The organism is Amycolatopsis ponsaeliensis (genome assembly GCF_030182635.1).
Classification (GTDB): domain Bacteria; phylum Actinomycetota; class Actinomycetes; order Mycobacteriales; family Pseudonocardiaceae; genus Amycolatopsis; species Amycolatopsis ponsaeliensis.
The window spans coordinates 134,698-148,232 of the sequence record NZ_JAPZLD010000013.1; the positions used below are offsets into that span (position 1 = coordinate 134,698).

At 70.8% G+C, this 13,535-nt stretch carries 14 protein-coding genes; 4 read left to right on the plus strand and 10 right to left on the minus strand.

Translation table 11 applies throughout. The annotated features are described in order from the left end of the window. Nucleotides 1-5: 5 nt before the first annotated feature. From QQ657_RS20935 to QQ657_RS20945, 3 genes are read right to left on the minus strand one after another with little or no spacing between them, the layout of a single operon-like run. Nucleotides 6-1,184, minus strand: coding sequence for a cytochrome P450 (locus QQ657_RS20935; protein ID WP_284743964.1), 1,179 nt, complete (start codon nt 1,182-1,184; stop codon nt 6-8). Further along, nucleotides 1,184-1,891, minus strand: coding sequence for a thioesterase II family protein (locus QQ657_RS20940; protein WP_284743880.1), 708 nt, complete (start codon nt 1,889-1,891; stop codon nt 1,184-1,186). Before QQ657_RS20940 ends, QQ657_RS20935 begins: the two co-directional genes overlap by 1 nt. Further along, nucleotides 1,888-3,630: a non-ribosomal peptide synthetase gene (locus QQ657_RS20945; protein WP_284743881.1), complete on the minus strand. Its 1,743-nt coding sequence runs from the start codon at nt 3,628-3,630 to the stop codon at nt 1,888-1,890. Before QQ657_RS20945 ends, QQ657_RS20940 begins: the two co-directional genes overlap by 4 nt. Nucleotides 3,631-3,946: 316 nt before the next feature. On the opposite strand from QQ657_RS20945, the gene QQ657_RS20950 reads away from it, so the two are divergent. Next, on the plus strand, nt 3,947-4,726 hold the full coding sequence (locus QQ657_RS20950) for a class I SAM-dependent methyltransferase (protein ID WP_284743882.1): 780 nt from the start codon (nt 3,947-3,949) through the stop codon (nt 4,724-4,726). A 78-nt stretch (nt 4,727-4,804) separates the two neighbouring features. Here the strand turns inward: QQ657_RS20950 and QQ657_RS20955 are convergent, their stop codons facing one another. Then, the gene (locus tag QQ657_RS20955) at nt 4,805-5,803 is read right to left on the minus strand and encodes an ABC transporter substrate-binding protein (RefSeq protein ID WP_284743883.1); all 999 of its coding nucleotides are present in this window, start codon (nt 5,801-5,803) and stop codon (nt 4,805-4,807) included. Between the two features lie 307 nt (nt 5,804-6,110). Next, nucleotides 6,111-6,959 carry a helix-turn-helix transcriptional regulator gene (locus QQ657_RS20960; RefSeq protein WP_284743884.1) on the minus strand — a complete coding sequence of 283 codons (849 nt, stop codon included), beginning with the start codon at nt 6,957-6,959 and terminating at the stop codon, nt 6,111-6,113. 130 nt (nt 6,960-7,089) lie between these two features. On the opposite strand from QQ657_RS20960, the gene QQ657_RS20965 reads away from it, so the two are divergent. Further along, nucleotides 7,090-8,040 carry a quinone oxidoreductase family protein gene (locus QQ657_RS20965; protein ID WP_284743885.1) on the plus strand — a complete coding sequence of 317 codons (951 nt, stop codon included), beginning with the start codon at nt 7,090-7,092 and terminating at the stop codon, nt 8,038-8,040. Between the two features lie 5 nt (nt 8,041-8,045). Here the strand turns inward: QQ657_RS20965 and QQ657_RS20970 are convergent, their stop codons facing one another. Beyond that, a complete protein-coding gene (locus QQ657_RS20970; RefSeq protein WP_284743886.1) occupies nt 8,046-8,669 on the minus strand; it encodes an NADPH-dependent F420 reductase in 624 nt (207 codons plus the stop codon). Nucleotides 8,670-8,698: 29 nt separating this feature from the next. Next, nucleotides 8,699-9,433, minus strand: a complete 735-nt coding sequence (locus tag QQ657_RS20975) for an SDR family NAD(P)-dependent oxidoreductase (protein ID WP_284743887.1) — start codon at nt 9,431-9,433, stop codon at nt 8,699-8,701. Between the two features lie 116 nt (nt 9,434-9,549). Here QQ657_RS20975 and QQ657_RS20980 point away from each other — a divergent pair, with 116 nt between their 5' ends. Then, on the plus strand, nt 9,550-10,143 hold the full coding sequence (locus QQ657_RS20980) for a TetR/AcrR family transcriptional regulator (protein WP_284743888.1): 594 nt from the start codon (nt 9,550-9,552) through the stop codon (nt 10,141-10,143). 40 nt (nt 10,144-10,183) lie between these two features. Here QQ657_RS20980 and QQ657_RS20985 read toward each other — a convergent pair whose 3' ends face one another. From QQ657_RS20985 to QQ657_RS20995, 3 genes are read right to left on the minus strand one after another with little or no spacing between them, the layout of a single operon-like run. After that, nucleotides 10,184-10,933, minus strand: coding sequence for an NADPH-dependent F420 reductase (locus tag QQ657_RS20985; protein ID WP_284743965.1), 750 nt, complete (start codon nt 10,931-10,933; stop codon nt 10,184-10,186). Next, entirely contained in the window at nt 10,867-11,808 is a 942-nt protein-coding gene (locus QQ657_RS20990) for an SDR family oxidoreductase (protein WP_284743889.1), read from the minus strand. Before QQ657_RS20990 ends, QQ657_RS20985 begins: the two co-directional genes overlap by 67 nt. Before the next feature lie 35 nt (nt 11,809-11,843). Next, entirely contained in the window at nt 11,844-12,464 is a 621-nt protein-coding gene (locus QQ657_RS20995; RefSeq protein ID WP_284743890.1) for an NADPH-dependent F420 reductase, read from the minus strand. A gap of 122 nt (nt 12,465-12,586) precedes the next feature. Here QQ657_RS20995 and QQ657_RS21000 point away from each other — a divergent pair, with 122 nt between their 5' ends. Then, nucleotides 12,587-13,498, plus strand: a complete 912-nt coding sequence (locus QQ657_RS21000; RefSeq protein WP_284743891.1) for a LysR family transcriptional regulator — start codon at nt 12,587-12,589, stop codon at nt 13,496-13,498. Nucleotides 13,499-13,535 lie beyond the last annotated feature (37 nt).

Consider the following 13,535-nt stretch of genomic DNA (forward strand, 5'->3'; position numbering starts at 1 on the left):
GGCGATCAGGCGGAGTGCAGGCGCACCGGTAGTTCGCGCACGCCCCAAGTGAAGTTCGACGCCGTGTAGCGGGGCTCGCCCACGATGTCCACAGTGGCCACCCGGTTCAGCAGTTCCTCCAGGAACACCGTCAGTTCCAGGCGAGCGAGCCGCGCCCCCAGGCACTGGTGGCGGCCGCCGCCGAAGGCGATGTGGCGGTTGGGAGTGCGGTCCACACGGAAGCGTCCCGCATCGCCGAACTCGGCGTCGTCGCGGTTGGCCGAGACGTTCCACAGGGTCACCCGGTCGCCTTCGGCGATGTCGACGCCGCCGATCGTGGTGGGTGCGGTCGCGGTGCGCAGCACGTGCACGCCGGGGGTGGTCCAGCGCAGGACCTCCTCGACGGCGCCCGGCAGGAGCGCGCGGTCGGTGCGCAGCGCCGCCCACTGGTCCGGGTGCTCGATCAGCGCCAGCACGGCGCCGGCCGCGGAGTAGCGCGTGGTCTCGTTGCCACCCGCGAGGACACCGTTGCAGTTCACCACGATCTCGGTGTCGGTCAGCGGCCGCTTCGTACCGTCCGCTGTGGACCGCCGGTCGGCGGCGATGCGGCTGACGAAGTCGTCGCCCGGGTGGTCCCGGCGGTCGAGCACCAGTTCCGAGAAGTACAGGAAGATCTCCGCGTGCGCGGCGAGCCTGCTCTGTTCGTCCTCGCCTTCGAAGGCGTCGTTCATCGTGCCGCCGAGCCAGTCCCACTCCTCGGGCGGCACGCCCATCAGCGCGCACACGACGCGCGTCGGCAGCCGGCGCGCGGTCTCCACGACGTCCACTTCACCGGCGGCCAGGGCGTCGTCGAGCAGGCCGCGCACCACGGTGCGCACCAGGTCCTCCGCGTGCGGGATCGCGGCTGGTGAGAAACCCTTGGCCAGCACCGTTTTCAGCTGCGCGTGGTCCGGCTGGTCGGAGACGATCAGCATCTGCCCGGTCACGGCGTCCACCGCGGTCGGGTTGGTGCCCAGCCGCATCCCGTGCCGGGAGCTGAACCCGGCCGCGTCGCGGTAGACCGACAGCACGTCGGCATAGCGGGTGACCACCCAGAAGCCGCCGTGTTCGTCGGGGTGCCGGCTCACCGGGTCGTGCTCGCGCAGCCACGCGAAGTGCGGCCAGAACTCGGTGCCGGCGAAGCTCAGGTCGTCGGTCAGGTCCATCAGCACAGCAGGCTCCCCAGCGCGGGCACGGTTTCGTCGGCGAGGTCGGTCAGGAAGGTGTGGCCCCCGGCGAAGGACCGCCGGGTGGTGCCGGCGGTGCTGTAGCCGGCCCAGCCGTCGAGCAGGTGCCCGGGCACGACGGTGTCCAGGTCGCCGGACCAGGCGTGGATCGGGCAGTCCACCCGGAACCGTTCGGCGAGCACGTGGGTGTCGGCGAGCTTGTCGTCCCGGCGCAGCACGTCGAGCAGGAACTCCTGGCTGTCCTCGTCGAGATCGCGGAGTTCGGGCGGGCCGGAGACGAACAGGTCACGCAGGATCTGCTCGTCGACGACCAGGTGCTCGGCGGCCGACCGGGTGCCCGGGGGCTCGGTCGCGGCGAGCACGAGCGCGTCCGGCCCCACCGCCCGCGCGAGCTCGTAGGCGAGCAGACCGCCGAAGCTCTCTCCGACGATGACGAGCGGCGCACCGGCCCGAAGCTCGGCAAGGTCCGCGGCGACGGCGGTGACAGCCTCGGCGAAGGTCGCCGGATGTTCTTCCGCAAACCGGTTCTCCCGCCCGGGCAGCTGCACGCCGACCACCGAAACGGCCAGTCCGAGCCGGGCCTGCCAGCCGCGGAACCGGCTGCAGCCGGCGCCACCGGGTGGCGCGCAGACCAGGGTCGGGCGGCCGGCGGGGGACGGGTGCCACGGCACCACCCAGCCGCTCACGCGGACACCTCGGCGAGCCGGTCCAGTTCCGCGGCCAGCGCGGCGGGGTTGGGGTTGCCCAGCAGCAACGGGATCGACGCCCGCAGCCCGGTCCGCTTGCGCAGCGCGGCGACCATCCGGGCGGCGAGCAGCGAGTGCCCGCCGAGCTCGAAGAAGTCCGCGGCCACGTCGGCCACCGGCTGGTCCAGCACCTCGGCGAAGACGGCGCAGACCTCGTGCTCTCGGTCGGTGGCCGGCGCCCGGCCCGCGGGCCGCGCCACGTCGGCGGCCAGCGCGAGCGCCGCCCGGTCGACCTTGCCGCGGTCGTCGTAGGGCAGCGCGGGCACGAAGTCCACTGTGGACGGGAGCAGGTGCTCGGGCAGGAACGTCCGGCAGTGCTCGCGCACGAGCAGGGCGCCGGCGACCGGGTCGTGCCCGTCGGCGAGCACGGCGGCGACGCCGAGGGTGCCGCCCGCGGTCCGCACGAACGCCGTCGCCGCGAGCACGGCCGGCAGCTGCTCCACGACCCGCTCGAGCTCGCCGAGCTCGATCCGGAACCCGCGCACCTTGACCTGGGTGTCGAGCCGGCCGAGGAACTCGAGCTGCCCGTCCGGGCGGGCGATGACCTCGTCACCGGTGCGGAACAGCCGCTCCCCGTCCACGGTGACGAACCGGCGCGCGGTGAGCTCCGGGTCGCCGCGGTAGCCCCTGGCGAGTGCCGTCCCGCCGAGACACAGCTCGCCGCGGGAGCCCACCGGCACCGGCCGCAAGTCGACGTCGAGCACCCGGGCCAGGTAGCCGGGCAGCGGGCGCCCGATGGTCGTGACGTCCTCGCCGCGGGCGCTGTCGGCGCAGGTCGCGGCGATCGTGGCCTCGGTGGGGCCGTAGACGTTCAGCACCCGGTGCCGGGCCAGCAGCACCTCGAGCAGCCCGCGCGGGCAATGTTCTCCGGCGACTACGACGACCTCGGCGTCGGCGAGCGCGTCGGCACAGGAGGCCAGCAGCGAGGGGGTGAGGCTGGCCGTGCGCGGCGCGACCGCGGCGATCCGGCCGGCGAGGTCGACGTGCTCGCCGTCGTCGGCGAGGTCGAGGATCGCCGTGCCGACGCCGTTCAGCAGGTGCAGCAGCACGCACCAGAGCCAGCCGTCGAACGCGGGCGAGAGCGGGTTGATCCCCAGGCCGCCCGGTCCGATGTGGATGGTGCTCATGGCACCCAGCGCGGTTTCCAGGCCCACGTAGGTGACCTCGACGGCCTTCGGCCGCCCCGCGCTGCCCGAAGTGTGGATGAGGTAGGCGATCTCACCACCGGCTGCGGCGAACGGTCCGCCCCGGGCGCTCTCCGGGTCGAGCGCGGGCAGGTCGGCCGGCGCGCCGGGAGGCCGCGGTCCGAGGATCAGCGACACGCCGGCGCCGTCGAGCACCTCGGCGGTCCGGGCGGCCGGGTGCCGCTCGTCGAGTGGCACCGCCGTCGCGCCGAGGCGCCACACGGCGAGCAGGCTCGCCACGGCCAGCCGGGACCGGCCGGTGGTCAGCGCGACCGCGGTGCCCGGCCCCGCCCCGGCGGCCGCCAGCGTCCCGGCGATCGCCGTCGTCCGCTCGGCCAGGCCCGCGAAGTCGAGCACGCCGTCCGGCGCGGAGCACGCCGTGGCGGTGGGCCGGTCGGCCGCCCACCGCTCGACGACGGCCTCCAGCAACCCGATGCCCCTGCTTCGGGCGGCGTTCACCGGCAACGCGAGATCCGTCATCGTGCTGGAATCCATTCTTTCGGACGCGACAATGAAAGGGCTGATGATCGCTGGAGAAGTTACGGCGAGATCGCGGCCGAAGCAATACTGCGCCAAGGTGATCAGCTCTGGTGTGCGACCGTTCGTGGCAGGGTGGATAAGCCGATCAGCGTAAGTCTGCGGATTACCGTGATTTCACCGTGCTTTCCCTTCCCCTGTCCGATGTGGATGGTGTAATGGCCGGTCGTTTGGTGACTCTGTGAGAAAAAAGGGGTTTCTTGCCCTGTCGGACGCGACGCGGTGAGCCGTACGATGCGTCGTCGCCCGATCTGATCGAATGAGGAAACACCGGATGTCACAGACCATCGGCTGGAACAACTTCGTCGACACCCAGGCGCAGGCCGAGCACCACCGGCTCCGCCTGCTGCAGGAGAGCTTCGATCCGTTCAGCTTCCGGCAGCTCGAAGACCTCGGGGTGCGGGCGGGGTGGCGGTGCCTGGAAGTCGGCGCCGGGGCGGGTTCGGTGGCGGCCAGGATGGCCGAGCTGGCCGGCCCGGAGAACGTGGTGGCGACGGACCTCAGCCTCGCGTTCCTCGGCCCGCTCGCCGACCTCGGGGTGACCGTGCTGCACCACGACGTCACCGCGGACGACGCCCCCGGGGAGTTCGACGTCATCCACACCCGGTTCGTGCTGGAGCACCTGCCCGGGCGCGAGGCCGTGATCAAGCGGCTGGCGTCGTGGCTCAAGCCCGGTGGGTGGCTGCTCATCGAGATCGGTGTCACGCTGCCCGAGCTGTCCTCGCACCCGGCGACCCGCCGGACCATGGCGGCGCTCGCGCGGGTCATGGCGGACCGGGTCGGCACCGCCCCGGAGTGGGGCCGCACCCTGCCGGTCCCACTGGAGGCGGCCGGCTTGCTCGACTGCGCCGCGGAGGGCGTGGTCCTGCCGGCGCGGGGCGGGCAGCCGCTGGCGGGCTGGCTCAAGAACACGACGAAGCTGGTCGAGGAGCACGCGCTCGCCACCGGCCTGATCACCCGGGAGGTGCTCGACGAAGCGTACGCGACGTACGAGAATCCGTCCTTTGTGGACTACAGCTGGATGACCGTCGGGGCGCGTGGCCGGCGCGGATGACTACGAGGCCGGCCTGGCCGACGACCTCCCGGAGCGGGAGGAAGCCGGCCAGGCCGGCCCAGGTCGCGGTTTCTCGCGTCAGCCGGTCGCCTGCGGAGCGATCATCGCCGCGGCGTCGACCTTGGTCGTGATCGCGCCCATCTGCAGCATCAGGTCGGGCACCCGCTGCAGGCGCCGGGCGTCCAGCTTCGCGCTGAAGCTGGGGAGGCCGAGCAGCTTGGAGGAGTCTTCGTCGATCTTGGCGTACTTGACCAGCAGCGGCTCGATCTTGGACCGGTCCTTGTTCGTTTCGCTGGTGGCCCTCTGCAGTGCGCGCTGGAAAGCCGCGAGGGTCTTCGGGTTCTCCTTGACCCACTTCGAGACCGCGCCGTAGCCGGAAAGCGGGAAGTCCTGGGTGGCGCCGGAGTTGACGTCGATCACCGGGATCGCACCCGCGGTCTTGGCGGCCTGCGTGAGGAAGGGCTCGGGCAGCAAGGCCGCGTCGACCTGACCCTGCGCCAGTGCCGCCGCCGTGTTCGGGAACGGGCTGGGGACCCAGATCACCTTGTCGATCGGGACGCCGTGGTCCTTCATCAGCGACTTGGCCAGCAGGTCGCTCGCCGTGTTCTTGGCGGTCATCGCGATCCGCTTGCCGGCGAGGTCGTTGACCGTCTTCACCGGCGAGTTCGGTGCCGTGACGATCGCGACGGACTTCGGGCTGACCGAGGTCGCGTCCGCGACGAGCTGGAAGTCGGCCGTGCCCGTGCTCTTCGCGATGAAGAACGGCATGTAGCTCGAGATCGAGATGTCGGTCTCGCCGGAAATCGCTTTCGTCAGCGCCGCCTGGCCACTCGCGGCCATGACGGCCTCTACTTCGAGTCCTTCGGCCTTGAAGTAGCCCGCATCCTGGGCGAGCCACAATGGAGCGGTGTCGACGGTGGGCAAGATCGCGACCTTGATCTTGGTCTTCTCCAGGCCGCCCCCGGTGGCCGAAGCGTTCGAGTCGAGCGCGCTGCAGCCGCTGAGGGCTGTCGCGGTCACGACGGTGAGGGCGAGCCCGAGCGCGGCGCGGCGAGTGCGAACCCGGCCACTGCTCATGGCGTTTCCAAGCAAGACCTGCTCCTTGGGAGATTTGACGGTGGTGGACCGATCCCGGGGAAACGAAACTCATTCTCGGGAGTACGCGGGCCACTGTAGAGAAGGTGACGGCTCGCTCACAACGGGTAGGATCGGTTCTCATGAGGGTGACGCGCGTCACTCTTTCGGCCTCTGGTCTAGACCCACTGCTCCGCTCGCTGTAGTCGCTCACCCAGCGTGGGAACAAGATCGTGAATATGAGATGTCGGCGCCCGGACAGTTCGCCGTAATCGGCCGTTACATTGTGGACTTCCGCGTCACCGGGCGGTCAGGCCTCGGGCGTGGTCAGCAAGCTCGCGAGCAGCCGGAGCCGTTCTTCGTCCGCACTGCCTTCTTCGGCGGTGAAGGCCATGAGCAACGGGCCGGGGGAGCCCGGGATCGGGTAGGCGTCCCAGTCCAGGTTGAGCTCCCCGACCATCGGGTGGTTGACGCGCATCTGCCCGCGGGTGGTCTCCAGGACGTCGTGGCGCGCCCACAGCGTCGCGAACTCGTCGCTCGAGACGGCGAGCTCGCCGACCAGCTCCACCGCGCGCGGGTGGCCCGGTTCGGCGGCGACCTGCGCCCGCAGCATCCCGGTCAGCTCGGCGACGGTCGCCGTCCGCTCCGGACAGACCTCGCCGGCGTCGGGGTGCAGCAGCAAGGCCAGCAGGTTCCGCTCGCTCCGGGGCAGCCGGGTGAACTCGCCCAGCACCGCGCCGCCCAGCGGGCTCCAGGCCAGCACGTCGAGGAAGCGGCCGACGACCAGGGCGGGGCCCGGCATCGTGCGCAGCAGCCGCAGGGTGGTGGGCGGCACCTCTTCCGGCTCGTAGCGGCGTGGGGGTTGCGCGGGAGTACGCGCGGCGGCCGCGAGGCTGTGCAGGTGCCGGGTCTCTTCGGCGGAGAAGCCGAGGGCACGGGCCAGTGCGTCGAGGACCTGGTCGGAGGGCCGGACGTCGCGGCCCTGTTCCATGCGCTGGTAGTAGTCCGTGCTGACCCCGGCCAGCAGGGCCAGTTCCTCCCGTCGCAGCCCGGCGACGCGCCGCCGGGGGCCGGGTTCCAGGCCGACTTCCCGCGGGGTGATCCGGGTCCGGCGGGTGCGCAGGAACTCGGCGAGCACGCGGCGGGGGTCGTCGGTCATGCCGCCATCGTAGGCGGGTCGCGCCCGGCCAAGGTGGGTCTGGCGGACCCGGGATAACGCGAACGACCGCGCGGGCCCGGGGGTGTCCCAGGATCGGTCCCGGCACATCGGATCGCGGAAGGACACCATCATGAAGGCCGTTCAGATCACCGGTTTCGGCACTCCGGACGTCTTGCTCGTCAACGAAGTCGATCGCCCGGCTCCCGGTGCCGGTGACGTCCTCGTCGCGGTCGAGGCCTCGAGCGTGAACGGGCACGACACCCTCGTGCGGTCCGGCGGGCTGCGCATGGTGTCGGGACGCCGGTTCCCGATCGGTTTCGGGTTGGACTTCGCGGGTGTCGTCGCCGCGGTCGGCGCCGACGTCCGGGGGCATCGTGTCGGGGATCGCGTCTGGGGGACGGTGCATCCCCGGGAGAAGCACGCCGTCGCGGGTGCGGCCGAGTACGTGGTGGTCCCCGCCGACCGCGTCGCCGCCGCGCCGGCCGGTATTTCGTCCATTGAGGCTGCTTCGCTGGTCGTGGCCGGTGCCACCGCGTTGATCGGGTTGCGGGACACCGTGCGCTTGGCTGCCGGTGAACGGGTTCTGGTGCGAGGCGCGGCCGGCGGTGTGGGCACGGCTGCGGTGCAGCTGGCCCACGCGATGGGCGGCCACGTCACCGCCCTGGCCCGCGACCGCCACGCCGCCGCACTGCGGGACCTGGGTGCCGACGAGGTCTTCGACTACGGGACCACCACCTCCGACCGGATCGGGCCGTTCGACGTCATCTTCGACACCGTCGGTTCGGAGCTCAACTGCTACCGGAGCCGGCTGACCCGCACCGGGCGGATGGTCACGATCGGTTTGTCAGGCCCTGCGTTCGCCGCGATCGCGGCGTCGAGTGTGCACGGCTCCCGCCGGATCCGGGCGTTCAGCGCCAATCCGGATGCGGCGGTGCTGCGTGATCTGGCCGGCTATGTCGCTTCCGGTGCGGTGCGCCCCGTCGTGGACAGCGTGTACCCGCTGGCGGACATCGTGGTGGCACACCAGGGTTTCGAACGCGGCGGGGTTCTCGGCAAGCACGTGGTCGCCGTCGCCGGCTGAACAGCTCAGCCGGCGAATTCGTCGACGCCGAGGGCGAAGTCCCAGTGACCGACCCCGTTGCCGGCGAGGCCGACCGTGACCACGCCCACTCCTTCCAGCCAGTGCGCCATCTTCAGGCCGCCGACGTCCAGCGCGCGCAGCCCGAGACTCTCGACGAAGGCCGCCACACCCGTCTTGGCCTGCGCACTGTCGCCGGCGATGAAGACGTTGGGCCGGCCCTTCTCCAGGACACTGCGGAAGATGGTGTTGAACGCCTTCACCACGCTGGCGCCGGCCGGGGCCACCTTGGCGGCTTCCTGCGCGATCGAGGTTTCCTCGCTGTGGGCCAGTCCGTCGAACGTGGCGTTGAAGGGGTTGCTGATGTCGACGATGACCTTGCCCGCGAGGGCGTCTCCGTATTCGGCGACGACCGGGACGACACCGTCGTACAACAGGGCCGTGATGACGATGTCCCCGGCCGGGACGGCGCCCCACTCGCCCGTCGTCGCGCCGCCGCCCAGAGCCTTGGCGAGGTCGTCGGCCTTGGCCTGATCGCGTCCCATGACCTCGACGGTGTTGCCGCCCGCCACCGCGAGCGTGCCGATGGTGCGGGCCATGTTCCCCGTGCCGATGAGGGTGATGCTGCCCATGAGGTGTGCTCTCTTTCCTGTTGTTTGGTTCAGATGGCGGTGGTGCCGCCGTCGGTGACCAGCTCCAGGCCGTTGACGTAGCTGGAGTCTTCGGAGGCGAGGAACAGGGCGACGGCGGCGATTTCTTCGGGCCGGCCCATCTTTCCGCGGGGGATGAGGGACTCGAACGCGGCCTTGGTCGCCTCGTCGAACAGTTCCTCCTGTTTGGCGGTGGCGACCTGGCCGGGGGTCAGGACGTTGACCCGGATCTTGCGGTCGCGCAGTTCGTTGAGCCAGACGCGGGCCCAGGCCTGCTGGACGGCTTTGCTTCCCGCGTAGAGACTCCAGCCGGGGAAGGCGCCGAGGGAGGCGTTGGATCCGGTCATCAGGATCGAGCCGTTGTCGTTGATCAGCGGCAGTGCCTTCTGCACCGTGAACAGGGTGCCGCGCGCGTTGAGCCAGAAGGCGCGGTGGAACTGTTCCTCGGTGATCTCGCCGAGGACGGCGGGTTCGCCCATCCCGGCGCTGGCCCACAGCACGTCGATCGAGCCCTTCTCCCGCTTGACGGTGTCGTACAAGCGATCCAGGTCGTCCAGTTCGGCCGCGTCACCCTGCACGGCGGTGACGTTGCGGCCGATCAGCTTCACGGCGTCGTCGAGTGCTTCCTGCCGCCGGGCCTGGATGAAGACGTGCGCTCCCTCGTCCACGAACAGCTGGGCACCGGCCAGAGCCATGCCGGTGGATCCACCGGTGATCACCGCCACCTTGCCGTCGAGCTTTCCCACGATCGCTCCTTCACCTCTGTTATGTATACCGATCTGTGTGGTTAACGTAGCGGACGGCTCGTCCGGAGCGCAAGTTATGTACACCGGTCGGTACTCAACTCGGCTATGCTGCAGGCATGACGGAGTTGGAGAAGGGGCCTCGAGGTCGCCGCCGGGGCAGGGGCGCGCGCGAGCGGATCCTCAGCGCGTCACAGCAGCTGTTCCGCGATCAGGGCATCAACCGCACCGGCATGGACCAGCTCTGCGCGACGGCCCAGGTCTCGAAGCACACGGTCTACCAGCACTTCGCCGGCAAGGACGAACTGGTCGCCGAGTACTTGCGCCGCTTCGATCCCGACGTCTTGCCCGGGGTGTTCGACCGCACCGACCTCACGCCCCGCGAACGACTGCTCGCCGCCTTCGACGTGCCGGCGTCCACCCCTCTGTGCCCGTACATCGGGGCGGCGGTCGAACTCCACGATCCCGGGCACCCGGCATCCGAATGCGCACGCGACTACAAGAAAGCCATCGCCGCGCGGCTCGCCGAAACCGCGCGCGAAGCCGGCGCCGCCGATCCCGAGCAACTGGGCGAACAGCTGGCGCTGCTCATCGACGGCGCTTCGGCCCGCACCCGGGTGCTCGACAGCGATCGCTTCCCCGCTGCCGCCGCGATCGCCGCCGTCCTCATCGACAACGCCATCCCGGCTCCCGGTGCGGCAGAAGGCCGATGACGACCTGAGCAGCCTCGTCGGCCGGAAACCACATCGGTCTTCAGCGGCTCGCCGCGGCCAATGCCGCGCGGATGGCGTTCTCGCCGGCCGGCCGGCCCTGCTCGTTCGAGAACGGCCCGTACGGGGTTCCCCAGACCGGTGTGCCCGTGGCCTGCCGCCAGCCGTCGGCCAGCGCCCCCGCGTCCACCACGCCGTACCCGATGGATTCGATGAATTCGGTCACCACCGCCTTCGCCGGCGCGAAGTCCCCGGCGATCGGCAGGGACGAGCGGTCGGCCGCCCCCACCGGGCGGGCGAGTGACAGCAGGTGTTTGTGGAAGATGTTGTTGAACGCCTTCACGAGCATGGCGTCCGGGATGTACCGCAGCAGCAGCTCACTCGAGGTCAGCGACTTGTTGTCGAGCTCGGGGATGGGCCCGTCCCGCTCGGGGCCGTAGTTGCAGGTGTCGATGACCGTCTTCCCGGCCAGTGGCGTGGCGGGCAAGCCGGGGAACGCCGTGACCGGCACCGTGACGACGACGATGTCACCGGCCGCCGCGGCCTCCCCGCTCGTCGCCGCGGACGCCCGCGGCCCCAGCTCCGCGACCGCGTCCGCGAGCGTTTCGGGACCGCGTGAGTTGCTGAGCACGACCTCGTGACCGGCCTCGACCGCCAGTCGCGCGACGGCGGTGCCGATGTTGCCACTTCCGATGAATCCCACAGTCGTCATTCGAGTCCTTGCCGTCAGCTGGCGGGGAAGTAATGGCCGTTGTCCAGATCGGCGAGCAGGCCGGGCTGAACGGGCTCCCAGCCGAGGGTCCGGCGGGTGAGGAGGCTGGACACCGGAAGGTCCAGCGTGACCACGGCCGTGAGGAACCCGAAGTACCCCGGCAGCATCAGCTCGTCGGACGGAATGCTCACGGCGGGCAGGCCCAGGCGGCTGCCGATGGCCTCCGCGATCTCGCGGAGCGGGATGCCCTCGCTCTCGACCGCGTGCCAGTACCGGCCGGCCGGTCCCTTCTCCAGCGCCAGGCGGAACACGGAGGCGGCATCGCGGACGTGTGCCGCGTTCCACCGGTTCGCGCCGTCTCCGGGGTAGCCGGCGACGCCCTTCTCCTTCGCGACGGCGATCAGCGTGGTGAGGAAACCCGCATCGGTCGTGCTGTGCATGATGGTGGGAAGCCGCACCACCGAAGACTGCACTCCCCGCTCGGCGAGGTCGATCACGGCGGCTTCCACGACGTTACGAGCCCGCAGGGTGCCCTTGTGCTCATCGCGGACCGGAAGGGCCGGGTCCTCCTCGGTGGCCGGCCGGTCCAGATTCCTCCCGTTCCCCGGCGAGCCGATGCTCCCGGCCGCGACCAGCGGTTTTCCGGTTCCCGCGAGTGCCTCGCCGTACGCGAGCACGACCGGGAGCTCCGCGGCGGCCACGGCGTCCATCCCGCCGGTCGGCAGCAGGTCCTGCCGGTGCGCGACGTGGACGACGCCGTCGGACTCGGCAGCCGCCTCCTTGAGCCCGTCGAGATCCTCGAGGCTGCCGCGACGCACCTTCGCGCCGAGTGCGGACAACGTCGCCGCGGAGGCGTCCGACCGAGCCAGGCCGGTGACCTCGTGCCCGGCGGCGATGAGCTCCGGGACGAGGTACGAGCCGGCGTGGCCGGTCCCGCCGGTGACGAAAACGCGCATGCTTCCGATGCTCCTTGTGGTAGGTGAGCTGGTGCTCAGTCGAGGATGCTGACGCCGAGCGCGACGTTGAATCCCGCGCCACTGCGGGCCAGGCCCATCAGCAGCAGGCCGGCACCCTCCAGCCAGTGCGCCATCTCCAGGCCACCGACATCCAGCGGGCGCAGCCCGAGGCTCTCGATGAACGCGGACACGCTTGCCTTGGCGCCCGCGTCGTCGCCGGCGACGAGCACGTCCAGCGGGCCCCCTTGGGTCAGGACGTGACCGAAGACGGTGTTGAACGCCTTGACGACGTGCGCGCTCGCCGGGGCGGCCTCGGCGATCTCCTGCGCGCCGGAACTGCCCTCCGGGGTGACCAGCACGGCGTCGTCGGGGCCGGCGAACGTGTTGGAGATGTCGATGACGACCTTGCCGGCCAGCGCGTCCCCGTACCGGGTGACGACCGGCACGCCGCCGGCGTGCGGCACGGCGAGGATGACGAGGTCGCCAGTAGGGGTGGCGCCGAAAGTGCCTGCCGTGGCGCCGCCGAGTGCAGCGGCCATCTCCTTGGCCTTGACCGCGTCGCGGCCGATGACCTCGACGGCGTGGCCGCCCTCGACCGCGCGCGCTCCGAGGGCGCGGGCCATGCTTCCCAGGCCGATGATGCTGATGGTGCTCATGATGTGCTGCCTTTCTGGAGTCGGGCGCTCTGATTCCGAGGCTGCCAGCGGCCCGAGTGCGTGTCCAAGACCTCTTTCAGCTGCTGCGATACCCTGAAGACATCGCCGGACCGGGAGGCTCCATGGATCTGGACCTGCGCAAGCTGCGCTACTTCGTCACCGTCGCCGACAAGCTGCACTTCGGCCGCGCCGCCGACGAGCTGCACATCGCACAGCCGGTGCTCAGCCGGCAGATCCGCGCACTGGAACAGGATCTCGGCACCCCGCTGTTCACCAGGGACAGTCACGGCGTGGCGCTGACCGACGCCGGCCGGCAACTGCAGGCCGACGCCGGCCCCCTGCTGGCCTCCGCGCAAGCCGCCCGCCACCGGGTGACCGCGGCCGCGCACGGCAGCCGGCGGCTGGTGGTCGGCTTCCGGGCAGGCATCGCCGTAACCCCGGCGGTACAACGGTTCGCCACTCGGCATCCGGACGTTCTGGTTGACGTGCAACGGATCGAAAGCGACGACCAGGCCCCGATGCTCCTCGACGGCCGCATCGACATCGCTTACGTGCGACTGCCCATCGACGAAGCTGGCCTGCGTGTCGCCCCGCTCTACACCGAACCACGAGTGGTGGTGCTGCCCACCGGCCACCGATTGGCGGGCAAGGAGGAAGTCACCGAAGCCGACCTGGCCGGCGAGCCGTTGCTCTGGCAAGCCGACGCGAGCACGCAGCCCACCAGCCGCCCACACCCCAACGCGGGATACGTGGTGCGCGGAGTGGAAGAAACGCTCGAGCACGTGGCGGCCGGCCGCGGCATCTCATTCCTGGCCCGATCGGCGACGGTGTTCTACTCCCACCCGGACATCAGCTACGTGCCCATCCCGGATCTGGCGCCCGAGCAGGTGTGCCTGGCGATGGCGGCATCCCGCATCTCCCCGGTGGTCGACGACTTCTTCACCGCGGCCCAGGAGGCGGCCGAGATCACGGCAGAGTGCGGGAACTACGAAATGTGGCAGCGCGGCGGCGAATCGGCTGCAAAGCAGGGTTGAGCAGTGCCGCGGCCCTGTCGCGCGGCGCACGACAGTC